This window comes from Thermoanaerobaculia bacterium, from assembly GCA_018057705.1.
Classification (GTDB): Bacteria; Acidobacteriota; Thermoanaerobaculia; order Multivoradales; family JAGPDF01; genus JAGPDF01.
In genome coordinates this window covers 75,178-97,815 of record JAGPDF010000009.1, presented here as the reverse complement: position 1 = coordinate 97,815, position 22,638 = coordinate 75,178, and the positions used below count along the sequence as shown (strand labels likewise).

At 68.4% G+C, this 22,638-nt stretch carries 22 protein-coding genes; 6 read left to right on the top strand and 16 right to left on the bottom strand.

Annotation, left to right across the window (positions count from 1 at the left end; all coding sequences use genetic code 11):
• Positions 1-358 precede the first annotated feature (358 nt).
• Positions 359-880 carry a hypothetical protein gene (locus tag KBI44_04755; GenBank protein ID MBP9143776.1) on the top strand — a complete coding sequence of 174 codons (522 nt, stop codon included), beginning with the start codon at positions 359-361 and terminating at the stop codon, positions 878-880.
• 89 nt (positions 881-969) lie between these two features.
• Entirely contained in the window at positions 970-1,308 is a 339-nt protein-coding gene (locus tag KBI44_04750; GenBank protein ID MBP9143775.1) for a DUF3024 domain-containing protein, read from the top strand.
• 49 nt (positions 1,309-1,357) lie between these two features.
• Here the strand turns inward: KBI44_04750 and KBI44_04745 are convergent, their stop codons facing one another.
• The 3 genes from KBI44_04745 to KBI44_04735 all read right to left on the bottom strand — a co-directional run bounded on the left by KBI44_04745 (position 1,358) and on the right by KBI44_04735 (position 3,345).
• Positions 1,358-1,708: a type II secretion system protein G gene (locus KBI44_04745; GenBank protein MBP9143774.1), complete on the bottom strand. Its 351-nt coding sequence runs from the start codon at positions 1,706-1,708 to the stop codon at positions 1,358-1,360.
• Between the two features lie 67 nt (positions 1,709-1,775).
• Entirely contained in the window at positions 1,776-2,723 is a 948-nt protein-coding gene (locus tag KBI44_04740) for an alpha/beta fold hydrolase (protein MBP9143773.1), read from the bottom strand.
• Positions 2,724-2,748: 25 nt separating this feature from the next.
• Positions 2,749-3,345 carry a TetR/AcrR family transcriptional regulator gene (locus tag KBI44_04735; protein MBP9143772.1) on the bottom strand — a complete coding sequence of 199 codons (597 nt, stop codon included), beginning with the start codon at positions 3,343-3,345 and terminating at the stop codon, positions 2,749-2,751.
• Positions 3,346-4,043: 698 nt separating this feature from the next.
• Between KBI44_04735 and KBI44_04730 the strand changes: the two genes are divergently transcribed.
• Together KBI44_04730 and KBI44_04725 are read left to right on the top strand one after the other, a co-directional pair.
• The gene (locus tag KBI44_04730; GenBank protein ID MBP9143771.1) at positions 4,044-4,499 is read left to right on the top strand and encodes a mobile mystery protein A; all 456 of its coding nucleotides are present in this window, start codon (positions 4,044-4,046) and stop codon (positions 4,497-4,499) included.
• Positions 4,500-4,504: 5 nt separating this feature from the next.
• Positions 4,505-5,089 carry a mobile mystery protein B gene (locus KBI44_04725; protein ID MBP9143770.1) on the top strand — a complete coding sequence of 195 codons (585 nt, stop codon included), beginning with the start codon at positions 4,505-4,507 and terminating at the stop codon, positions 5,087-5,089.
• Positions 5,090-5,155: 66 nt separating this feature from the next.
• On the opposite strand, the gene KBI44_04720 is transcribed toward KBI44_04725, so the two are convergent.
• From KBI44_04720 to KBI44_04690, 7 genes are all read right to left on the bottom strand, one after another.
• Positions 5,156-7,240, bottom strand: coding sequence for a hypothetical protein (locus KBI44_04720; GenBank protein ID MBP9143769.1), 2,085 nt, complete (start codon positions 7,238-7,240; stop codon positions 5,156-5,158).
• 194 nt (positions 7,241-7,434) lie between these two features.
• Entirely contained in the window at positions 7,435-8,253 is an 819-nt protein-coding gene (locus tag KBI44_04715; protein MBP9143768.1) for a carboxypeptidase regulatory-like domain-containing protein, read from the bottom strand.
• 231 nt (positions 8,254-8,484) lie between these two features.
• Positions 8,485-8,865 (bottom strand): hypothetical protein, encoded by a 381-nt coding sequence (locus KBI44_04710; GenBank protein MBP9143767.1) that lies wholly within the window; start codon positions 8,863-8,865, stop codon positions 8,485-8,487.
• Positions 8,862-9,401 (bottom strand): hypothetical protein, encoded by a 540-nt coding sequence (locus KBI44_04705; GenBank protein MBP9143766.1) that lies wholly within the window; start codon positions 9,399-9,401, stop codon positions 8,862-8,864. The genes KBI44_04710 and KBI44_04705 overlap by 4 nt, the downstream gene beginning before the upstream one ends.
• Positions 9,385-9,987, bottom strand: coding sequence for a GNAT family N-acetyltransferase (locus KBI44_04700; GenBank protein ID MBP9143765.1), 603 nt, complete (start codon positions 9,985-9,987; stop codon positions 9,385-9,387). Before KBI44_04700 ends, KBI44_04705 begins: the two co-directional genes overlap by 17 nt.
• 98 nt (positions 9,988-10,085) lie before the next feature.
• The gene (locus tag KBI44_04695; protein ID MBP9143764.1) at positions 10,086-10,484 is read right to left on the bottom strand and encodes a hypothetical protein; all 399 of its coding nucleotides are present in this window, start codon (positions 10,482-10,484) and stop codon (positions 10,086-10,088) included.
• A complete protein-coding gene (locus KBI44_04690; GenBank protein ID MBP9143763.1) occupies positions 10,481-10,921 on the bottom strand; it encodes a VOC family protein in 441 nt (146 codons plus the stop codon). Before KBI44_04690 ends, KBI44_04695 begins: the two co-directional genes overlap by 4 nt.
• A gap of 181 nt (positions 10,922-11,102) precedes the next feature.
• Here KBI44_04690 and KBI44_04685 point away from each other — a divergent pair, with 181 nt between their 5' ends.
• Together KBI44_04685 and KBI44_04680 are read left to right on the top strand one after the other, a co-directional pair.
• Positions 11,103-12,002 (top strand): hypothetical protein, encoded by a 900-nt coding sequence (locus tag KBI44_04685; protein ID MBP9143762.1) that lies wholly within the window; start codon positions 11,103-11,105, stop codon positions 12,000-12,002.
• Between the two features lie 49 nt (positions 12,003-12,051).
• Positions 12,052-13,350 (top strand): hypothetical protein, encoded by a 1,299-nt coding sequence (locus tag KBI44_04680; protein MBP9143761.1) that lies wholly within the window; start codon positions 12,052-12,054, stop codon positions 13,348-13,350.
• On the opposite strand, the gene KBI44_04675 is transcribed toward KBI44_04680, so the two are convergent.
• The 6 genes from KBI44_04675 to uvrA all read right to left on the bottom strand — a co-directional run bounded on the left by KBI44_04675 (position 13,336) and on the right by uvrA (position 22,598).
• Positions 13,336-14,814, bottom strand: a complete 1,479-nt coding sequence (locus tag KBI44_04675) for an RNB domain-containing ribonuclease (protein MBP9143760.1) — start codon at positions 14,812-14,814, stop codon at positions 13,336-13,338. The two genes, KBI44_04680 and KBI44_04675, sit on opposite strands and share 15 nt — an antisense overlap.
• Before the next feature lie 49 nt (positions 14,815-14,863).
• On the bottom strand, positions 14,864-16,273 hold the full coding sequence (locus KBI44_04670) for a hypothetical protein (GenBank protein MBP9143759.1): 1,410 nt from the start codon (positions 16,271-16,273) through the stop codon (positions 14,864-14,866).
• Between the two features lie 94 nt (positions 16,274-16,367).
• The gene (locus tag KBI44_04665) at positions 16,368-17,252 is read right to left on the bottom strand and encodes a thioredoxin family protein (GenBank protein ID MBP9143758.1); all 885 of its coding nucleotides are present in this window, start codon (positions 17,250-17,252) and stop codon (positions 16,368-16,370) included.
• Complete coding sequence (locus KBI44_04660; protein MBP9143757.1) at positions 17,249-18,310, bottom strand: hypothetical protein; 1,062 nt, start codon at positions 18,308-18,310, stop codon at positions 17,249-17,251. The genes KBI44_04665 and KBI44_04660 overlap by 4 nt, the downstream gene beginning before the upstream one ends.
• Before the next feature lie 80 nt (positions 18,311-18,390).
• Positions 18,391-19,644: an RDD family protein gene (locus KBI44_04655; GenBank protein ID MBP9143756.1), complete on the bottom strand. Its 1,254-nt coding sequence runs from the start codon at positions 19,642-19,644 to the stop codon at positions 18,391-18,393.
• Positions 19,641-22,598, bottom strand: coding sequence for an excinuclease ABC subunit UvrA (gene uvrA / locus KBI44_04650; GenBank protein ID MBP9143755.1), 2,958 nt, complete (start codon positions 22,596-22,598; stop codon positions 19,641-19,643). Before uvrA ends, KBI44_04655 begins: the two co-directional genes overlap by 4 nt.
• Between the last annotated feature and the right edge of the window lie 40 nt (positions 22,599-22,638).

The window sequence follows — 22,638 nt, the reverse complement described above, 5'->3', positions numbered from 1 at the left end:
GCGATCGCCCCCCGCAGCCGGGGACATGCTGAAGCCCGTCGGCCCCGCTGCGACCATCCAGCCGATCCCCCCGGGCTGGAGCGTGTCCCCGGCGTACCAGCCCGGGAAATCGTCTGGCACCGCTGAGGGCAGCTCTCCGTGTGGCAGCGACAGAGCTCGCCTCGAGATCGGCAGTTGCCCCTCTTCTCGCCCGACGATGAGAATCGGCTAGCATTTCTGGGAGTCTCTTCAGGGAGGCGCTTCGGGGCGTCGTAGCTGGCCGCCAGACCTTGCAGGGAGCGTGAGTATGCCTGCGACACCGAAAGAACCCTCTCGATTCTCGCGGTGGAGAAGATCGATCCTGCGGCTTCTTGCGCTGATGAGCGGGCTCGCCCTGCTGCTGGTGACCTGGCCCCTCGTGGCTTTCTATTGGAACCTGGATGCGCGGCATGGGCCGCTTCAGGAGATGCCACTCGAGGGGCCTGCCGAAGTCATCGCGGAGTTCGCGGGCACGTGGTACCAGCAACGACTCATTCCGCGAGCGCGGGTGCAGGGAGGTGAGCACCCGTCGTTGGCCTTCCGAATGGGAAACTCCTGCAAGCTCTCGAGGGCTCGAGTCGAGGGGCAGGGTCTCGTGTTCGACTACTCCTGCTCAGGTGGCAGCGGTGCCAGCGGTGCCAGCGGGCTCCGGTTCGTCGGACCTGGTTCGATACTGTGGTCGGAACCTGGGGCGCCGCACTCAGGGTGCGACAACTGCACACCGACCCTGACCCGAGCCAGCGCCTGGACGCGGATCGGCGCTTGGGCGGTCACCCTCAGCGAGCTTTCGCTCAACCTGGTGAAGGATGGATTCAAGGATGCGCTCGACGCGTGCGAGCTATGGCTCGTTCGCAACCTGTAGCACCCGGGCCATTTCCTTGGACTGCACTGCGATGAGGATGCAGCAGGCCGGCACCGCGCAGTGGAGCGATACGGTACCCTGAGCCCACCATGCCGATGACCGACATCGAGAAGCGCCGGGCGGAGATCGCGCTCCGGAACTATTGTGCCCAACGCCTGCGGCCCGAGATTCGCCACGAGCTCGAGAGCGTCTATCGGCTCGAGAAGCAGTTCGCCTACATTTCGGAACGCCGGCCGGACTGGCAAGACGCGACGATTCGTCGCGACCACGACGTCGCGAAGTTCCGGTTCGACATGACTTCTCGGCGATGGGCCCTCTACTGGCGGGACCGCAACCTCAAATGGCATCGCTTCGACAAGTACGCAGCCACGACCGACATCGCGGAGCTGCTGCCGGTGGTCGACGCCGAGCCGATCTTCTATGGCTAGCATGCGCGGATCTTTCGCCTTCGACCCTCTGCCGCCCTCGGCAGATTCCTCACCAGTCGGCATAGCGCGTGCCGTCGCGCGCGCGTCCGGGCGCGCCGGAGCGGACGTCCACGATTCCGGGGACACAGCCGGACTCGGTGGGCTCGCGAATTTCGATCCAGGTGTCGTTGCGCCGGGTGATCGGATCGTAGGGGATCAGGCGGATGTATCCCTTGTCGACGAGGGTTCCGAGCGTCGGCGGGAGATGCCCCTGGTCGCCTCGGTACTGATCGATGAGATCGCGGAGCACTTTGAGATCGTTCCTCAGAGTGGGTTCCATCCAGGCGCGGTCGCTCTCGGCGCAGCCCGCGAGCGCGAGCAGCAGCAGGAGGCAGCCGAAGAGATGGAATCGGCGTCGCATGGGTCTTCCCGGTCTACGAGGCCGCGGCGGAATTCGCCTGCTCACAGCCGGCCCTGACCCCGACCCTTCAGCAAGCCCGCGTCGAGGCTCGCTCCAGGAACTCGAGCGCCTGGCGCAGGACTTCGGGGTCGCGCAGGATCCGGTTGTGGCCTAAACCCGAAGTGACCGCGAGCTCGCTGCCTGCGAGCGCCGCCGCGAGGCGCCGGCCATGCTCGAGGTCGACTTCGCGGTCCGCGGCGTCGTGCAGGACGAGCGTCGGCCGCGGCGGCAGACGCCGCGCGACGCGTTCGGGGGCGATCGCCTCCCAGGTCACGCCGATCCGCTGCTCGATGCGGGCCTGCAGGCGCCGGCGAACTTCGGGCGACAGGCCGAGCACCGTCGCGAAGACGTCGCCGAAGCCGCCCAGGTCCGCCGGCGACGCGACGAAGACCAGGCGATCGACGTCGAGGCCGCGCTCGCGCGCGACCAGGGTCGCGACGCAGCCGGCGGAATGGGCGATGACGGCGTCCAGCCGCGGCACTCCGTCCGCCGTGGCGCGGAGCTCCGCCAGGCGCTCGGCGGCGGCGCGCAGCACGGCCGCCATCTCGACAAAGTTGGTGCTGCTGCCGCCCGACGAGCCGTGGGCCGGAAAGTCGAACGTCAGGCCCTGGTAGTCGCGGCGAGCCAGGAGCTCGGCGAACGGCGCGAGCTGCTCGCCCCGCCCTTCCCAACCGTGCACCAGCAGGGCACCCCGCGCGGCTCCGACGGCTCCCCAATGCGTCGCCGCGATCGCCACGCCATCCACCTCGAACGAGACGTCTCGCCGCCTGGCGCCGGCGCCGCCCGCGCCGCTCGCGCCGCCCGGCACCCTGCCGTTCACCGGCCGCCGGCGAGGGCGCAGAAACTGTCGTGCGGCCCAGGCCGACGTCCAACCTGGTGAGAGGCGGCTGGCACCTCCCAGTAGCCAGCGCAGCGGCGAGGGCGCCAGCGGAAGGGTACGACCGATCGTGCTTTTCGAGGCGGGCGGATTCGACATGGGTGGGCGCTCCACGGGATCGGGCTCAGGTGGTGGACTGTGCGGCGACGAGCAGGGCCTCGAAGGCCACGCGCGCTCGGCGCTCGGCGTCCGGGTCGTGCATCAGCCGGCGAAAGTGGTTGTAGGCGAGAAAGACGGCGTAGAAATCGTGCGCGAACTGCCGGGCGTCGAGGCCGCTGCGGAAGTCCCCCTGCTCGATCGCGATCTCGGCCGCGCGAGCGAGGCCGGTGAGCCAGCGCTCCTGGCTCTCGACCAGATAGGTCCGCACGGCCCCCGGCCGATCGTCGAACTCGTTGGCCGCCGAGATGAAGACGCAGCCCCCGGGGAGACAATCGGCCTCGGCCCAGCGCAGCCAGAGCTCGAACAGGGCGCGCAGGCGTGGCTCGCCGCGCGGCGCCGCGAGCGCCGGCCGCACGACCGTCGCGGTGAACAGCTCTTCCGCCTTGCGCAGGACCGCGAGCTGCAGGTCCTCCTTGTGAAGGAAGTGCGCATAGAGCCCGCTCTTCGACATACCGACGGTCTTGGCCAGCACACCGATCGACAGCGGCTCGAAGCCGATCCGGCTGGCCAGAGCGAGCCCCTCCTGCAGGATCGCTTCGCGAGTGCTGTCGCCCTTGCTCACCTCGCGAAAATAGCACGATCGTTCGCTTCTGGAAACGCAGCCATCGTCCGCGAGACTCCGCCTCCGCTTTCCTGCGTGAGCCCACCGGAGCGAGCGCAAGCGAGCGACCGCGGAGGGGTGAGGGCCGTCGGGCTCTGCCCGCGGCCCGAGGGGAGGGCGCGTGCCCTCCCCCTTGAGATCAGACCGTGAGGGCCGTCGGGCTCTGCCCGCGGCCCGAGGGGAGGGCGCGTGCCCTCCCCCTTGAGATCAGACCGGGGTCGTTTCGTGCTCGGAGTCCCGGGTCCCGATCCCGCACCCCGTAAGCGGCCGCCTTGGGAAGCACGGCGGCCACGGGGTAGGCGGCGGGATGTGGACACCGGTCTCCTGCGCGCGAAACGATCCGGCCTCCGCTCTCACCCGCTTGGAGGCTCAGCAGGACCTCGTCCCTGAGGGCGGCGCATCGAGTGCCAGACAGCCCCCGCAACCACAGCTGCTCCAACTCGATAGCTAGAGCCGAACTGCCAGCATCGCGAAGCCTCGTCTCAACTGGGTCGGTCCCTACTCTTCTCTGTGCCTGAGTCCGGCCAGCATCTTCATGGAGGACATTGAATAGATCGGACTCTATTTCAACCCCTCGTAACATAGGCTGCAGCCGATAGGTCTTATGTATTTCATCGAATGCGGCCTATCTCCGTAGAATACTTGATAGAGTGCAAACTATGAGAAGCTCAAGCCTTGCAGCCCAGTCGCGTAGGCGATTGGACTCGCGATTCGCTCAGATGCAGCCAATCGATCGATACTCGCCTCCGAACCGTGGGTGGATCAGGGCCATCCGCGAAGCCTTGGGTATGACCACGGCACAACTCGCGACGCGAATGGGAATCCGCCAGCCCTCAGTCACTGCACTCGAACAATCCGAAGCCAGAGGGACGATTGAGCTCTCCACGCTGAGGCGTGCAGCTGAGGCCCTCGACTGCGTGGTGATTGTCGCGCTTGTTCCGAGAAAGCCTCTCGAAGCGACGATCAAGGAGCGCGCGCAAGCGTATGTTCGTCAACATTGGGTGCCGATCGAACACTCGATGTTGCTCGAAGACCAACACGTCAAACGCGACGAAGGCGATACGAATCTCGAAGATGTCATCCAGGGAACGAATCCTCACAGATTCTGGGACTAACGGTGGTGAGCGACTTGTTCGAGGAGCCGGGCGATGCGACCCCGCTGACGGCAGAAGAGCAAGCAGGACTGATCCCTTCGGATATCACCTATCGCTACGAGCTCAACAGAGTGGAACAGGAGAACATCCTTCGCTCCCAAGCCTGGGCGCTTGCGAGGCGCCGGAATCTGCTCTCAGAGAAGTTCATCGAGGACCTGCATGGCCGAATGCTAGGCGATGTATGGCGCTGGGCTGGGAAGTTCAGAACGACAGAGAAGAATCTCGGAGTTCCCTACTATGAAGTCCCGGCTGCGCTCCGCAAACTCCTCGAAGACACAAGTAGCTGGATAGAACTTCGATCGTATCCTCGCGACGAGATTGCTTTGCGCTTCCATCATCGGTTGGTCCAAATCCACCCCTTCCCAAACGGCAACGGCCGCCATGCTCGACTCACGGCAGATCTCCTTGTCATTCGCCTGGGCGGTGAGCGATTTACATGGGGCAGGGTCAACTTGGAAGCTCCCGGGGAAGCGCGCAGGCGTTACATCGCTGCGCTACGAGCTGCCGACGCGCACGACTTTGGCCCCCTCCTTACATTTTCCCGTTCTTGAACCCTCACCCGCTTGGCACTTCTGGTCGAAGGAGGGCTACGCGACTCGCGCCGCTCGGGGCCATGCCTACGGCGCCCAGACCGGGCCAGAAGCGCTGACGGACATCGTCTGGACGTTGGCGCGGAACGACGTCGGGACGCCGCCGACGGTGATCGAGCCGCCGGTCGAGGTCATCCCCTTCTGGAAGGTGATCGACGTGCCGGCCGCAAGCGTCACGGTCCAGGAGGGGCCGTTGTCCACCAGCGAGGGCGAGAGGCTCGGGTCCCCGGAGCCCTTCGCCTGGAGCACGTTCAGGATGTAGCTCTGCGCGGTGCCGGGCGTCGTGTCGACCTCGATGCGGTACTGGCTGTTGGTGTGCGAACCCTCGTCGACGACGCGGTAGTCGCGCTGGGCGGGCAACAGCGTGGTCATGACCAGCGCCTGCGTTCCCACCGTGCAGGTCGCGGCGTTGTCGCCCGACACTGAGGGGTTGGTCTCGCAGTGATTGAGGAAGGTCTTCGTCGCCACCGGGCTCGCCGTCTGCAGGCGATCGAGGATCACCAGGGTCTCGAGCGGGCGCACGAAGACGAACTCGCGCCGCCACTCCTGCATCTGGGTGGCCGGCGGCACCAGATCGACGACCGCGAAAGCGTAGTCGGGCTGCGACTCGAGGCGCTCGACGACCGCCGTCCGGTCCGAATACTGGGGGCCGGGATTGAGGCCGTTGACCAGCACCGTGTTGTGGGCGATGCCGGTCGCGCTGTCGACCGATCCGACGCCGGCGTAGCCTGCGACCTCGGTCGAGGAGTCTCCGGAGTAGCCGGCCGTCTCGTGGGAGACGAAGCGCCCCTGGCGCCAGATCTGGAAGGTGCCGTAGTCGCCGTGCTGATGGCCGATGGTGCTCTCGGCGGCATCGCCCAACTGCAGCTGGAACGCCGTCGAGGCAGCGCCCCAGGCATTGCGGCCGTAGAAGTAGCGCGGGCCCGCGGCGTAGAAGTCGAGCGGTAGGCCGGTGAAGGCGAGCGGCGAGTTCGCGACATCGACCGCCTGGACGTGGCGCCACGGCAGGATGTTCACCATGTTGGCCCACTGGCGCGCATGCCGGCCGACGTTGGCCGTCGGCCAGTACAAGGCCGCCGCCACCATGAAGTCGGGAAAGTAGTGGGTCTGCGCCTGGAAGCGTTCGTTCCAGCCTTCGTCGTCGCTGAACGGAAAGACGGTGTAGCCGGTTCCGGCGACCCCGGGAACGGTGGTGGGGGCGGGCGTGGTGGAGTGGATGAGGGCGTAGACGAACTCCCACCAGAAGGGCGTCTCCTCATAGATGTTGCGACCGAAGAGAGCGGCGGTGGTGAAAGGGATGAGCGGGTAGGCCCCGACGACCGGCCCGTACTCGGAGCCTTCGTAGGCGATTCCGCCCCGGCTTCTGCCGGCGGCGAGGGTCGAGGGGTTGAACGCATTCGCCAGGCGGTTCGTGAACACCCAGTCCAGCATGTCCTCGGCCCAGATCGGGTCTTCCTCGTACGAAGTGATCGCCCACTCGAGCTCGTTGCGCAGGTATCCCCAGTAGTAATTGTTCTGGTACATCGGCGGCCCGCCCCAGGCCTCCTGGCTCCAGGCCTGGAGACCGGTGGAGATCCCGAGAACGAAGTCGTTGCGCTGGGAGGGCGACAGGTAGGCGAAGCACCAGTCGTACACCAGGATCAGCTGCTCGCCCGACCAGCGACAGGGGTCGCAGGCGACGCCGCCGGTGTCGGCGAGGTCGCCGAGCCGGGACAGGGCCCAGTTGATCGCGGTCGTGCACGAGCCGGTCGCATTGTTGGAGAGCAGCCCATGCAGCGCGACGTCGCCGTAGCCGCCGGCCTGGTCCTCGTTCGTGGGGGGCGTGAACGGGTGGCTCTGGAACCAGGTGCGGGCGCGCGCGAGACGCGTCGGATCGAACCACAGCCGCGGGTGAGCGGCCGGAAGGCTCATCCCGTGCGTCGTGACCAGGATCTCGGGAAACGTGGCGCTCCAGGCCAACGTGTCGCCGCTCTCGAAACCGTCGCTGAAGATCTCTTCGCCGCCGAACCGCGCGTTGCCTCCGGTCGCCGATCCAGGAAGGCCTGGGACAGCGAGAAACACGACCGCGACCGACATCGCGAGGGACAATCGTCCGTTCCACGTGGCTTTCATGTCCGACCTCTCCTCAGAGACAAGCGCTGGAGACGAGCTTCGGCCGGCGAGATTACCCGACCTGGCGCCGCCCGGGAGCGGAACGCCCCACACCCTTAACGCGTACTGCGGGCTCGAGACGGGTCATGAACGCGCCGCCGATCGCTCCAGCTCGGCGCCGACCCAGGGAGGATCAGCGGATGCGCGTCACAACGCTAGTGAATGCACCCATGATAGACCTTCTCACTCTTCACGTAGGCGTCTGGATACTCGACTCTCACCTGCTTCAAGGCAGCGGCCAGTTCAGGCGACGAAGGGTCCCCGCTGGCAACAATGACGCTGAAGCATCCGGAATCATTCGCCCGATAGGCGTCGGAGCGCTCGATGCTGAGATAGACGCCAGCATCGTAACGGCCTCGAGCGACGTAGCAGGGATAGGGGAATCCACCGTCGGCTTCGCAGACGTCCCTCGGAAACGTGAGCCCATGCTCCGGGTCGTACTCGACCTTGCGAAGATCGACCGGAATGTCGAGTCGCTGCGCAGCGACATCGACCACCCTGCGAGCTTCGCCGTAGTCCGAGGTCGACTTGAGAACGACGAAGCCGACAGGGACCCAGCCCTCTTCCAATCCGCTTGACTCACCGGATGCTGACAGCGCCGGCTCCAAGCGGTTGGCCGGACCCGGACAACGGATGCCAGCGGAGGGGGACGGGGCTTGACTGATGAGCATCCAGTACCAGAGGAGCGACTCGTCAGGGAGAATGACTCGAGTCGCGGCCGGCGAGTCGGGCGACGCGACGAGCAGCACCTCCCGCGTGGTGAATCCATCGAGACTCACTCGGACGTAGTAGCTTCCCGGCTGCAGACCGCCGAACTCGGAAACCCCTTGACGATTCGAGAAGGCGTGTGCCTTTACCTGTCCAAGTTGAAGCATCTCGACCTTCGCACCTGGAAGTGCCCGATCCCTCTCGTCCACGACCGTGACGGTAACGGACGCCAGGAGACCTGCAACGAGTAGGGCCGAGGGGAGCATCGTGGTCGATTCGACTTCATCATAGCCGTGCCGCGGCAAGCTCCAAGCGCGGGGGGAAAACGTCGGCTTTCGCGGTCGCTGTCGGGAGCGGGCTCGGTGGGTACCGGCGGGGGCCTGCGGACATGGGCCGGGCCCTCCCACGGTACGGTCATCGGATCCCAGCCGAACGTGGCGAACGAAGGCGGCGGCGTGCTCCAAATCGGGTGCGGCATCCGCTCCGGAGTCGGCGACTCAGGGAGTACCGCGCGTGGCGAAGATCGCCAGGAGTCCGATGGCGAGGAAGACCGGCCAGGAGAGGTGCCGGCCGCGCGAACCCGCGAGGGCGATGACGCCCTGGACGAGAAAGGCGACGCCCACGGCCAGGCCGAGCGCGCTCGCTGAGATCGGCGGGCGCGCCAGGACGACGAGAACCGCGGCAAGCCCCAACCACGCGACGGAGGTCACGTGCCAGGCGAAGCGCAGGGTGCGCCGGGTGAATTCCGCGCTGCCGAAGAGCTGCGGCAGATCGTCGCGCCGGAAGAGTCGCCGGAGGAGGTAGCGCTCGCCGAGCCAGGAATGCGCCAGTCCGAGCGCGACCACCAGAGCGGCGGCGAGGTCGAGGAGGGGACTCACGACGCCGCCGTGCCCGGCACGGTCTTCGCCCCTTCGATGAACCCCTGCACGGCGATACCGAAGGCGGTGCTCGGGTCGAGCTCTTCGGCAAACTGCTGGATCAGAAACGCGGTCGCTGCGGCCGCCGCCTCCGCGGACTCGCGCAACGAGAGTCGCTGGCGCGCTCCCACGGCGACGAAGGCGCCTTCGAGCGCCGCCTGCGAGTCGAGGAAATCGAGCCGCGGTTGCCGGTCGGGATCCGGCCCCTGGGCGAGTCGCTCGCGATCGAGAGCGACGCCGCCGTGCACCAGGACGCCACCGAGGATCGCGAGCAGGCGTCGGCCGTGCTCATTCGCCTCGTCCGACAGGACGACAGTGCCGGCCGTCAGATGACCGAGCTCGAAACCAAACGAGCGCAGGAGGAACGATCCGGCCATGCGCGCGACGGCGACGACGGCGGTCTCGGGGTGAATGCCCTCGGCAGTCTCGAGCTCGTCGAGAGTCGCATCGGCGAACTGCTCGGCCGCGCCGATCTGCGCCTCACTCAGTGCGGCCATGGTCGCTCCCCCATCGTTCAGCGCCTGCGGCGCCGGCGGCGAGCCGGTCTTCCGCCAGCCAGCCGTAGATGTTCGTGTCGTAGTCGATCCCCTTGGCCACCCAGCGTTTGCGGAGCCTGCCTTCGAAGGTGAAGCCGATTCGCGTCAGGAGCGCGCACGAGGCGAGGTTCTCCGGATTCACCTCGGCCTCGATCCGGCGGATGCCGAGATCGTCGAAGGCGCAGGCGCACGCCGCCTGGATCGCCTCCGTCATCAGACCCTTGCCCCAGTGCGCCCGGCCCAGAACGTAACCGAGCTCGACGCGACGGCTGGCCTCCTCGTAGCGGAACAGGACCAGCGTGCCGATGACCTTCGGCTGCGGCTTCGCGACCAGCGCGAAGAGCTGGCCGGTACCGGAGTTACCGAGCGCCGCGCTGCGCGCCAACCAGGCCTCGCCATCCTCCAGCGACTTCCAGGTGTCATACGGCAGAAACCGCGTCACCTCCGGATCCCCGTTGACCGCCATCAGGTCCGGAAGATCCGCAGCCGCAACCGGCCGCAGCAGCAGCCGGGGCGCATCCATTCGGGTAACGGTCGGAAAGGGCATCGGAAAGCGCGATCGCGCCGCCGCGATCATAGCCTCCCGGCTGGCGCGGGAGAAGACAACCGCGAGACGCCTCGCGCTCTCGTCCGGTCAGCGACCCGCTAGGTGCCACCGTGCGCAGCGGCGAACAGGACGAAACTGCCGAGCGCCAGGGAGGCGATGCCGAGAAGTGTGAGGTAGCGCAACGCCTGGGGGACCGAACGCTGCGCGAAGCGCCGATGCCACTGCCAGGGGACTGTGAAGAGGCCAGCCGTAGTAACGAGGAGAACCCAGCCGAAGACAGTGAAGACCTCAGCAAAGAGCATGCTCGGGGCGCGCAGCACGAACGCTCCCCCGATGACGAGTCGCAGCGTCAGCTCGAGATAGTGCGCCGAAGCCGAGCGGCCGTGAGCGAGTAGAAAGCGCGCGACGACCGCCCGGCGCAGGAACACCGTCAATCCGAGGCCAAGCAGATAGAGACCGAAGAGCACGACAGCGGCCGCCGCCAGCATATCGATCACCCGGCGGCACTCTCTGGCGGCGCCCCGGGCCGAACGTTCGACTCCGGCGAACCGTCCGACGTGTTGCGGTCCTGCCACAGGCCGAAGCTATTGCCGTCGGGATCGAAGAAGCGGGCGTAGAGACCGGAGGTGGAGATCGGGATCGGCTCCAGGGCGACCTCGCCGCCTTCGGCACGCACGCGGTCGAGGACGGCGGTGAGCGGTTCGCCTTCGATACGCACGACGATCGTCAGCCGGTCGAGGATGCCGACGGCGTCGGGCGCCAGAACGCCGGCACCCACCGGCTCCGCCGGCGCTGGCGGGAACATGCGGACGTAAGTCGGACCGTCCCACGGCACGGCCATCGCATCCCAGCCGAAGACACGGTGGAAGAACTCGGCAGAGCGCGCCGGATCCGGCGAGGCGATTTCGACCTGCGACAGCGTGGCGCGTGGCATGACGGCGATCTCCCCCGAGCGTCGGTAATCTAGCATCGGGGCGCGCGGCCTCTCGGGTGAACGGCCGGCCGTGGAACCCTGCGCCGAACCCGCTGGATACGTGCCGGAGTCCGGTTCGGGAGGAGGCGTATGCTCGCCGCCTCTCCACAGCCTGACGCTTCGCGAAAGGAGCGTTCCCGTCATGCGCTACCGGACCCTGTTCGCCGCACTGCTGCTCTGCGCGACTCCAGCCGTCGCCGGCAACATGCTCTCCCATCCGACGTTCGACACCGACCTCTCGGGCTGGCTTTATGTCGGCACGGGCATCTGGGATCCGAGCGATGCTCTGGCCCAGGCGAACTCCGGATCCGTCGTCGGCACGAACAGCTCGACGTCACCCTTCACCTACGAGACGGTGCTGGTCTCCGCCTGTCTGCCGGTCAGCGCCGGCACGGGCTACGACTCCAGCCTGGACTTCCGGATTCCGGCCGGGCAGGGGGTGACCATCAACGCCTCTCTGGAGGTCGGCTGGTACAGCCAGGCCGGCTGCTCCGGCCTGGACTATGTAGGATCGAGCTCGGTCGCGAGCGGCACGACAGCGGACGGGGTATGGCACCGCGCCGCCTCGAGCTCCCCGGCCACCGCACCGCCAGCCGCCACCCACGCGAATGTGCGCGTCCACATTTCCAAGACCCAGGCCGGCGGCGTCGCGACGGCCTACTTCGACAACCTGGTCGTCAAACCCCAGGGGACCTGCGCCGCGCTGCCCGATCTCCTCTGCCTGAACAACGGCCGCTTCCAGATCTCCAGCACCTTCGAGAACTACGCCGGCCAGACCGGGGTCGGTCTCGCCCAGGCGATGACCGGCGACACCGGCTATTTCTGGTTCTTCAGCGCGGCGAACGTCGAGGTCGTGCTCAAAGTGATCAACGGCTGCGGCTACAACTCGAGCTATTGGGTCTACGCCGGCGGCCTCACCGACGTCGAGGTCGACATCCTGATTCTCGACACCCGAACCGGAGACACCTGGACCGCCAGCAATGCGCTGGGGACACCCTTCCAGCCGATCGGGGATATCCAGGCGTTCGCCACCTGCCCCTGAGACCCCGGCGCAAGGAGCCTCCCCGAAGCGCCGTAACATAGGCGCGACGATGGCCACCGCAGCGAGAGATTTCCAGGTGCCCGACGACCTCGCGCCGCTCATCGCGCCGGTGGACGCCACCGGCGCCCGGCGCGGCCGCTTCTCGCCTCGGGAACTGCAGGCGTTGGCCGGCCGTCTCGCCACGCGCGGGCCGGCGGCCGTGGCCACCGTCGCGCTGGCGCGCCGGCTCGCGATCTGGAACGAGAGCCTCGCCGCCCTTCTCGAGCCCGGCTCGCCCGAACGCTCGGCGCTCCTGCCGCGGCTCCTCGTGAGCGCCCGCCTCTCCGCCGAGGGACTGACCGAAGGGCTCGAGATCGTCCTCGGCGGCGCATCCGGTGCCTCGGCCGCAGAGCTCGCGCGCCGCACCGGCGATCTCTCCGACGACCTCGCGGGCGCCGCACCGGAAGATTTCGCCGGTGTCGTCCTCGCGGGCAACATCCCTGGACTCGCCGTGCAGAGTCTCCTGCCGGCTCTGCTTCTCGGCCGGCCGCTGCTCCTGAAGAGCGCCTCCGCAGAGCCCTGGTTCGCCGCGGCTCTCGTCGAGGCGCTGGTCGCCCGCGAGCCGGCGCTCGCCGACGCCTACGCCGCGGTCACCTTTGCAGGCGACGACGAGGCCGCATTCACCGCGGCGTTCGGCGAAGTCGAAAGGCTGCTCGTCTACGGTGGCGAGGCGGCCGTCACCAGTCTGGCGGCCCGCTTCGGCACTCGCTTGATCGCACAGGGCCCCAAGGCCAGCGTGGCGTTCGTCGGCGACGGAGTCGATCCGGTCGGGACGGCGCGCGGCCTGGCGCGCGACATCGCGCTCTTCGACCAGCGCGGCTGTCTCTCGGTGCAGGCGGTCTACACCGAAGGCGACCCCGAGGAGCTCGCCACCGCCCTCGCCTGGGCGCTGGCGCTCGAGAGCGCCCGGCTGCCGCACGGCCCGATCGCGCCCGCGACGGCGGCCGCTGTGCAGCAGTTGCGCGCCGCTGCGGAACTACGTCGCGGGAGTCGAACCGGACAGCACCTGGGCCTCGCAGTCGGAACCGTACTGGTGGAGAGCGAGACCTTCTTCCGGCCGGTGCCCGGCCTGCGAACCGTCCGGGTGCACGGTGTGAGAGACCTGCGCGACGCACTCCCCGCACTCGAGCCGTGGAGAGGCAGACTGCAGGGGGCAGTGCTCGCCGGACCCACCGCCGACGAACTGGCCGCGACCCTCCCTTTACTGAGCTTTTCGCGCCTCGCCCCTCCAGGAGAGCTGCAATCGGCCGACGCCAGCTGGGCCAACGGCGGCATCGACCCCCTGGACGTCTTCTCAGCGAAGCGCTGATCCGTCGACGCGGGCGAAATCGATGAAGCCGCGTTCGACGTCGGTGCCGGTCAACCGGACGCTCACGCGGGCGCCGACATCGACCCCCTTCGCCCCCTGGGTGAGCTTGCCCTCGACTGGCGGCGCGAGAATCCGTACCCAGGTGCCCTTCTCGGATGCGCCCGTCACGATGCCTTCGAAGCGCTCACCGACCCTGCCTTCGAGCAGCAGCGCGGCGGCGGATTTCCTCACCTGACGCTCGATCTTGGTGGCGTCGTCTTCCTGCTCGGTGCAGTGCGCCGCGAGCGTCGTGAGCTCGGCCACGGAATAGGGGCACGGAGCGCCCAGGAGAGCCGCCTTGAGCAGGCGCTGCGTGATGACGTCGGGATACCGCCGGTTGGGCGCCGTCGAATGCGCGTAGTCCCGCGCCGCCAGTCCGAAGTGACCGGCGGGGTCGGAGCCCGGAAGATCGACGGCGTATTCGCCGGAGCCCATCAGCTTGACGACGGTGAGCGAAAGGTCCGGGAAGCGCAGCGGGTCGGCCACTTTTCTTCGTTGGAGGAATCCCTCGAGCGCCGCCGCGTCGGGGGCGTCGGGGAGCACCTCGCCGGACTCGCGCGCCACCTCCACGATGCGGGCCCAGCGCTTCGGCGACCGCAGGACGCGCCGCAGCGAAGGGAACCCGTGGCGGTCGAGATAGCGCGCCGTGACCGCGTTCACCGCGATCATGAGGTCCTCGATCAACTCCCGGGCGCGGTTCTTCCTCTGCTGCTCGAGGTCGGCGAGCTCGTCGCCGACGAACACAGCGCGCGCCTCGACAGTTTCGAGATCGAGTGCGCCCTGCCGGTGCCTCACCGCGCGCAGCTGCTGCGCGGCAGCGTCCTGCCAGCGCAGATTCTCTGCGAGTCCGGGGATCGCCGCGAGCGCGGCCGGCGGCGGCGCCTCGCCCTCCAGCCAGGCGGCGACACTGTCGTAAGCGAGCTTGGCGTGATTGCGCACTGTGGCGCGGTAGATCTCCGCCCCGTCGAGAGCTCCATCCGGGCCGACTTCGAGCTCGACGACCACCGCCAGCCGATCCTCGTCCTGCACCAGAGAGGTGAGCTCCGTCGACAGGCGCTCCGGAAGCATCGGATAGATCCTGGCCGCGGTGTAGACCGACGTCGTGTTGACGCCGGCGTGGCGGTCGATGGCCGAGCCTCTGGGCACCAGCGCGTCGACGTCGGCGATCGCGATCCGCAGACGAAGGGCGCCGTCGGGCCCGCGCTCGCCGACCGACAGCTGGTCGAGGTCCCGCGAATCGTCGTTGTCGATCGAGCACCACGGGAGCTGCCGCAAGTCCGTCACGGCCGGCACGCTCGCGGCGCCCGTGACGGCGCGGAGCTCGTCCTCCACGGCGGGCGGGAACTCGGGTTCGAGCCCCTTCTCCCGCATCACGCGGTCGGCGATGCGGATCAGGTCAGCGCGGGCATGTTGGCGTCGGGTCATGGCTGCGAGGATACCCGGTAGGCCCTTCCCCCGCCTCCGTAGGAAATGCCTACATCCGGAAGCGCAGCGTGGTGAGCAGCTCGTCGTTCGAGACCTTGCTGCCGTTGGCGAGCGTCATCTCGTTGTCGGCGAACTCGATCGTGAGGTCGACACCCTCGATGATTCCGGCGCGCAGACCGTAGTCGAGCTTGCTCCACTCCCAGCGCACCGACTGCGACGGAAACTGCGGCGAGCCGCCGGCGAACTCCGGCTTCAGGAACGAGTAGCGCACCACCGGCTGCAGATACGGGAAGAGCTGGCGCCCGCCCGCGGCATAGGCGAGAGGCAAGTCGAAGCGCCAGGCGATCTCGCCCTCGTAGCCGCTGCGGTCCATGCCGGCAAGCTCCTGCTCGACGTACTGGCCGAAGAAGCTGAACCCGCCTTCATAGATCCAGAGGTTGGCGCCGACCTCCTCCTTGTCATCGCCCGAGATGGGCAGGCTGAAGCCGTCGAACGGCCCGTTCAGAAGATCGATGTCGCCGCCGTAGAAAGTGCCGTTGAGCGGCACGGTGTCGGCCAGTTTGCGCTTGTATCCCCAGGCCAGGAAGTGGATCTCGTGGCCGGAGCCCGGCTCACCGAAGCGGATGCCGAGCCCGTAGCCGACCTCGAGGTCGCCATCGACGTCCAGATCCTCGACTTCAGCGTCGTAGAGGATAGGGAATCCGCTCTGGAGATCCGGCACTGGATTGTCGTGCAGCGCCGGATCGCGCTCCGGTGTGCCGTTGTCGCCGGCGAGCGCGTTCGGATCGCGGAAGAAGACCGGATTCCCCTGGGTCAGCGAGCCGACCAGGTAGAAATGACCGCCGAAGTTCGCGCCGACCTCGAGCCCCTGGTCCTCGAAGCGGTTGAACGCCGTCGACACCAGGCCGTAGCTCTCGGTATGCCGGTCGTTCTGGCGCTCGAAATGACCGAACTTGCCGACCTTGGCGTAGAGACCGAAGCGCTCGGAGAGCGCCGCCGGGTCGCTCCCGAAACGGATCCAGAGCTCGTCCACGTCCACCTGCTTGTCGCTCGAAGTGGGGTTGCGGTCGTAGAGGTCGATGAAATCGACCTTGGCACGCGCCTCGATGTTGGGCCCCCAGGAGGCCTCGGCGAGGAGCGTCAGGACCGAGAGCTCGAAGTGCTGGCCTTCGTTCACGGTTTCGAGAAAGGCCCGCGACGCGCCGGGCGGCAGGAAATTGCCGGGGAAGAGGAACGGGCTCAGGAGGCGCAGCTGCTCGCTGTCGCGGAAATGCGCCTTGCCCTCGAAACCGAAACGCACGCGAAAAGCGTTGGGATCCGGTGCGGTCGGGGGCGTCGCCGGCGTCTCTTCGGCTGGTGCGACCTCGGCGTCGCCTGCGGCCGCACTCGCCGCGTCGGTCGCCTCCTGCGCCGCCGCCGAGCCGGCGGAGGCCGCCAACCAACCGCCGATCAGACTCACTGCACGAACCCATCCCTGCGCTCGTCGGATCATCTTCCAGCCCCCCCCGGGCATGCCGCTGTGGTCGCTGCGGATCGACCGGGGGATCCTAACCTTACTTGGTGCTCTTCGGTCCGTTGAGCAGAAGGTCGATGGCAACCTCCGGATTCGACCACCCCGAGTTCGGAATGCGGCCGATCTCGCGGTCGCCGCGGAAGAGGATCGCTGTCGGGACGCCGGTGACCTTGTACTGCTTGCCCTCCGGCACCTCGCCGAACGCCGGACCCTTCGGCATGCCGAGATACTCGAACTGGAACTTGCCGCCCGCGAGGCCCTGCTCCACCTTGAGCAGCAGTGGCACGTGGGTCGAGCAGTGCGGGCACCAGGAACCGAAGAAGGTCAGGACTCGCACCGGCTCCTTCTCACCCTTGAGGCGCTTCAGGATGGCAGCATCCGGGTTGTAGTTGCGCGCCTTGCGCTGGTACGACGGATTGTAAGCGAGGAGCTCGGCGCCGGTGTGCTTGCCGAGCAGATGTGGGCGCGGGCTGACCCGGAGTTTCTTTCCGGCATAGGTGAATTCGATGTTCGGGCCGTCGACCTTGTACTTGCCGGCAGGCTCGAGGACGGCGTCGGCGAGGAGGTCGATCGTCCCGGAGGGCTGTTTCGCAACCTTCATGAGGTCGAGCGAGTCGACGCTCTGCGTGGGAGCACTCACCAGCAGCGGCGACGGGAACTCCGGCGCGATCAGGAGGAAGGCGCGCGCCGATTCCGAGAAGTAGAGCTCGGCCTTGGGTTGCTCCTTGCCGTCGATCGTCAGAGCGAAATCGCCCGAGATCTCGAAGTTGCGCAGCACGGCGTCGGCGGGCACCGCCTGCGCCGGAACCGCTCCGGGAACGAAGGCCAGGAAGGCGGCGACGGCGGCAGTCACCGCCAGAGTGGCCACGCGGGCAGAAAACGCCGGCGTTCGATGCGACCCGCGAAGGCGAAGAGGAGAGCTCATGGTTGGCGATCTTCCGTTTTCCGGTGGTGCGGGGCCGCTACGGAGCCGATCTCCGGAGGCAGTCCTGAATAGGTGCGGGTGACGCGGCCCTCTTCGACGAAGAAGGTCCGCGGGAGCTTCCGGTAGAGCGGCCGCAGAACGGCCACCGGTACCTCGTGCAATTCGAATGCCGGTGCCAGGCGCCAAAATAGCTCCATCTGCTCTTCCTGGGTGAGATCGGCCAGCACGTCGACCGCCGGCAGCGACTCGGCCGCAGCGCGCTGGACGTAGCGATTGAGCGCCTCGGCCAGCGCCGGGAAGTCGTTCGCCCGGACATCTGCCAGGACGACCCAGCGGCTCCCCGTACCGAGCCCCGGGACCAGCGTGTCCAGACAGACTCGCTGGTCCCCAGCGCCGGCGCAGAGCGCCGAGATCGTCGTCCCGGGCGACAGCCGGGTCGCCAGGTCGTCGAGCGGCAGACCCGGCGCGAGCCCGGCGAAGCCGCCGGCGGCGAGGGCCGAGACCCCCGCGATGCCCCCCGCCGTGGCGCGCCAGCGCGCCGCCTGGAGAGCGGCCTCCGCCTTGGCGCGGGGCCTGCCGACCCAGGCCAGGCCGAGCGCCGGCACCAGCATCAGCAGGTCCTGCCAGAAGGCCTCCGCCGGGGTGCGCTCGACCAGGTTGCCGAAGCAGCCGCAGCTCGCCGCATCGGCCGCCGAGATCCCGCCATGGGTCGCTCGCCAGTAGGTGCGTGCGGTCAAAAAGACGAACAGGGCGACCAGGAGGGTGGCGACCCAGAGCACCGTGCGGCGCCGCAGGTTGAGCAGCAGGGCGACGCCGAGCCCGACCTCGAGCGCAATCATCGCGATCGCCCAGCCGAACGGCGGTCCGAAGGGCGCCAGGCCTTCGCCACGGATCTGCTGGGCGAACGCCACCGGGTCGATCGCCTTGGCGTACGCCGCAACCAGCAGCACGGCGCCCAGTAGCGCGCCACCCAGGTAGCCGAGCCGACCGAGCCAGGGGCGGTCCTGCCGGTGCGCGAGCTGTTCGGAAGAGGCGCCTGCGGGAGGGATCGGAGCCATCGGAGCCATCGGAGCCATCGGAGCCATCGGACCGGGAATTTAGCAGCCGCGGGCGCGCGCCGCCAACGGCGGCGAAGCCATCAACGCTGGCGCACGACGTTCGTCTTGGCGATCAGGTCGTGCAGGCCCTGCTTTCGCGCACTGAAGGCCACCAGCAGGTAGCCCAGCCCGAAGGTTAGACCGCAGACGAAGTGGCCTACGACACGAAGGGCCGCAATCTTCCAGCCCAACCCTTCACCGGGGCCGGTCGTCTCGGAGACGATGGCGAGTTTCAAAATCTTCTTTCCTGGGGTTGTCCCTTTGAGCGCCGGCAAAAAGAAGACGACCAGCAAACCGTAGATAGGAAGGACAAAGCCGAGCATCGTGGCCAAGTTCGGCGACACGAAGATCGCCACGATCCAATAGGCGATCCCCAAAAAAGCCACCGGGATGTAGTCGAGAACGTAAGCGGCGACGCGCAGCCAGAAGCCGGCCGGTTCGACCTTGCCGGTCGTCGCCACCTTCGCCATCGGCGAGGCCGGCGAGGCCGGCGACGCCACCGAGGAGTGGCGCGGCGCCGGGGCTGGAATCGGAGCGAGATCGATGTCGCGGATCGAGGACAGCAGCTCCCCGCTGTTTTTCGCCGGGTCGGCCGGAGAGGCCGGGGGTTGCGAGGTCCGAGGCGGCGGCTGGCCAGCCGCGGGCGACAGCGGGGCTGGCGCAGGCGGAATCCGGGACAGTGGCGTCGGCGCCCATGGCGCCTGCGAACCCGGGGCCGGACGGCTGTGAGCCGAGCCGGGCGCAGCTCCGGAAGCCCCCGCCGCCGACGCCGCTATCGGTGCCACCGTCGGCACGCCCGGAGCGGGCAACGGCGTCGAGGCCCAGGCCGGAGCGGCAGAAGATCCGGGAGTCGCGGCCGCGGGGAGGCTCGGCGGCATAGGGGGAAACGGCGGCGCCGGTGAGGCGCCCGGCGGGGGGACGTCCGCGCGAGTCATCGGCGGGATCACCAGCCTCGCCGTGGCCTCGGCCGGCCCGAGCGGCGCGAGCATGCGCAGCACCAGCTCCGCCTCGCCGACCACCACGCGATCGCCGTCGGCGAGCGGAATCTCGCCGTCCACCCGCTCGCCGTTGACGAACGTGCCGTTGCTCGATCCGAGGTCGCGCAGAAGCACGTTGCCCGGCGCGACGACGAAGATCGCATGCTGTCGGCTCACGGTCGTCTCGGCGATCTGCACGACGCAGTTGCGGCTGCGCCCGATCACCGATTCGCCGGGCGGTAGCTCGATCGGCGCCTTGCCTGGCACCTCCACGAATATCTGCCAACCGGTCTGGCTCACCTGGTCTGCCTGGCTCACGATGCCCTCGTGGTTTTTCGCTTGCTGGAGATTGAACTCGCGGGAATTGTACCCGAAGCCGACTCGGGCCGGCGCCAGGCGACCTGGGCCCGGAGCAGCCGCGCGGTGGGTGATTCGGCCTCGTCGAGAAAGGTCGCGAACGGGCCGCAGAACAGCAGGTCGCCGCCGTGCATACCGCCGCCCGGGCCGAGATCGACGAGCCAGTCGACGCGCGCCAGGAAGTCGAGATTGTGCTCGACGACAACGACCCCATCCCCCCGCTGCACCAGCCGGCGCAGCGTCCGGTAGAGCAGGTCGATGTCGGCCAGATGCAACCCTGTGGTCGGCTCGTCGAAGAGGAAGAGCTGCCTGCCGGCACTCGTCGGCCGGCCGAGGAAGGTCGCGAGCTTCAGCCGCTGGGCCTCGCCGCCCGAGAGCGTCGACGTCGGCTGGCCGAGCCGCAGGTAGCCGAGCCCGACATCGGCCAGGGGGGTCAGTTTCCGCACCAGCGGACGTTCGCGCGCGAAGACCTCCAGCGCTTCGTCGACGGTGAGCTCGAGGGTCTGGGCGATGTCCCGGCCGAGATGCCGGACCGCCAGGACCTCGGGGCGGAACCGTCGCCCCTGGCAGCCGTCGCAGCGCACCACGACCGGTGCCATGAACTGCATGTCGACTTCGAGCACGCCGGTCCCCAGGCACTGCGGACAGCGCCCCGCCTCGACGTTGAACGAGAAGTGCGCCGGAGTGATGCCGCGCCGTCGGGCCTCTTCGGCGCCGGAGTAGATCCGCCGCAGGTCGTCGTACGCCTTGATGTAGGTGACCGGATTGGAGCGCGAGGAGCGCCCGATCGGACCCTGATCGACCAGCGAGAGGTCCGAGATCAGGTCGAAACCCAGGATCTCGTCGCAACGCCCCGCGTCGACGTCGGCGTAGCCGTGCGACCGGCGCCAGGCGCCATAGAGGACATCTTCGACCAGCGTCGACTTGCCCGAGCCCGAGACGCCGGTGACCGCCACCAGGGCGTCGAGCGGAAACTCGACGTCGATGCCGCGCAGGTTGTGCTCGCGGGCGCCGCGGATGCGGATGCGGCCGCGCCCCGCGAGCTCGTCCTCGAGGCTCTGCCGCCCGCGTTCGCGCCGGAAGCGCGCCACGTGCTGACGCGCCGCCGTCGGGCTCTGCTCGCGCATGTAGTGCGCGGTGAGGGAGGTCGGGTGCGAAAGGACCTCGGCCACGGTGCCCTCCGCCACGATCTCGCCGCCGCCATCGCCCGCCGCCGGACCGAGATCGATCAGGTGGTCGGCGCCGCAGACGATCGTGCGGTCGTGCTCGACGACGAGCACCGTGTTGCCGCGCCGCGCCAGGTCGCCGAGCAGCGCGAGCAGGCGCTCGTTGTCCTGGGGATGCAGGCCGATGGTCGGCTCGTCCAGGACGTAGAGGGTCGAGGTCAGGCCCGAGCCGAGGGCCGCCGCGAGGTGAATGCGCTGCGTCTCGCCGCCGGAGAGGGTGCGCGCCTGGCGATCGAGCGCCAGGTAGTCGAGGCCGACGCGGTGGAGCACCGAGAGGCGTTCGCGGATCTCGTCGAAGAGATGGCCACCGACCGCGAGCGCGCGCGGCCCCGGCAGGAGGGCGGCGAACCAGGCCGCGAGATCCTCGACCGAGAGCGCCAGCAGCTCCGGCAAGGTCCGTCCCTCGTAGCGGATCGAGAGCGCCTCGGAGTTCAATCGGCCGCCGTGGCAGTCGGGACAGGTGTTGTAGGCGCGGTAGCGCGCCAGCAGCACGCGCACGTGGACGCGGTAGGTGCGGCCCTCGAGCCAGCGGAAGAACGCCTCGAGGTTCGTGAACCGCCCCTCGCCGCGCCAGATCCATTCGCGATCCTCCGTGGAGAGCTCCAGCCAGGGCCGGTCGAGCGGCACTTGCCGCTTGCGGGCGGCACGCAGGAGGCCGTCGTAGAGCTCCTCGTAGGCGGGAGTGTTCCACGGCGCGATCGGGCGCTCGGCGAGGCTCTTGCGCGGATCCGGAATCACACGTTCGGGGTCGATTCCGATCACCCTGCCGAAGCCCTCGCAGGTCGGGCAGGCGCCGAGCGGCGAGTTGAAGGAGAACAGCGCTGGCGAGGGCGCGCGCAGGGCGAGGCCACAGACGGGGCAGGCGAGATCGCGGCAGTAGTAGCGCAGGCCGAGATCCGAGACTGCTTCGACCGCCCGAGTCCCCAGCTTCCAGGCGTCCTCCACGGTGGCGGCGAGGCGCGCCGAGGCGTCGGTCGAGGCGCGGAACCGCCCGAGCGCGAGGATCATCGGATCGCGCGCCTCGGGCCATCTCTCGTCCGCGGCGATCGGCAGAATCTCGCCGCCTTCGAGGCGGCGCGCGAAACCCTGCCCGACGAGCTCGGTCAGAGCGAGGTCGGCCCCCTCTGCGGGCCGGGGGATTCGGGCCGCGAGCAGGAAGCGCTCCCCTGCGGCCCCCGCGCCGAGCTCTTCGGCGACCTCGCCGGCGGTGTAGCGACGCGCCGGACCGTGGCCCGCAGGGCAGTTCACCTCGCCGAGATTCGCGAACAGCAGGCGCAGGACATCGTGGATCTCGGTAATCGTGCCCACCGTCGAGCGCGCGTTGCGCACCGAGTTCTTCGCTTCGAGCGCCACCGCCGGCAGGACGTTGCGCATATCGCCGACGGGAGGCCGCTCCATCTGGTCGAGGAACTGCCGGGCATAGGTCGACATCGACTCGACGAAGCGCCGCTGCCCCTCGGCGAAGATGGTGTCGAAGACCAGCGAAGACTTCCCGGCGCCCGACGGGCCGGTGACCACGGTCAACTGGCCATGCGGAATGCGGCAGGAGACCGACTTGAGATTGTGCGTCCGCGCCGCCTCGACCTCGATGGCACGCGGCGCGACGCGCACATCGAGTCCGGTCGCTGTCGCAGCCTCGGGAGAGCTCCCGGGCGCTACGGCTTGAAGCGAAGCGGAGTCGCGAGACATCGGAACTTGCCATCATAGCCCCACCAGCGGCGACCGCAAC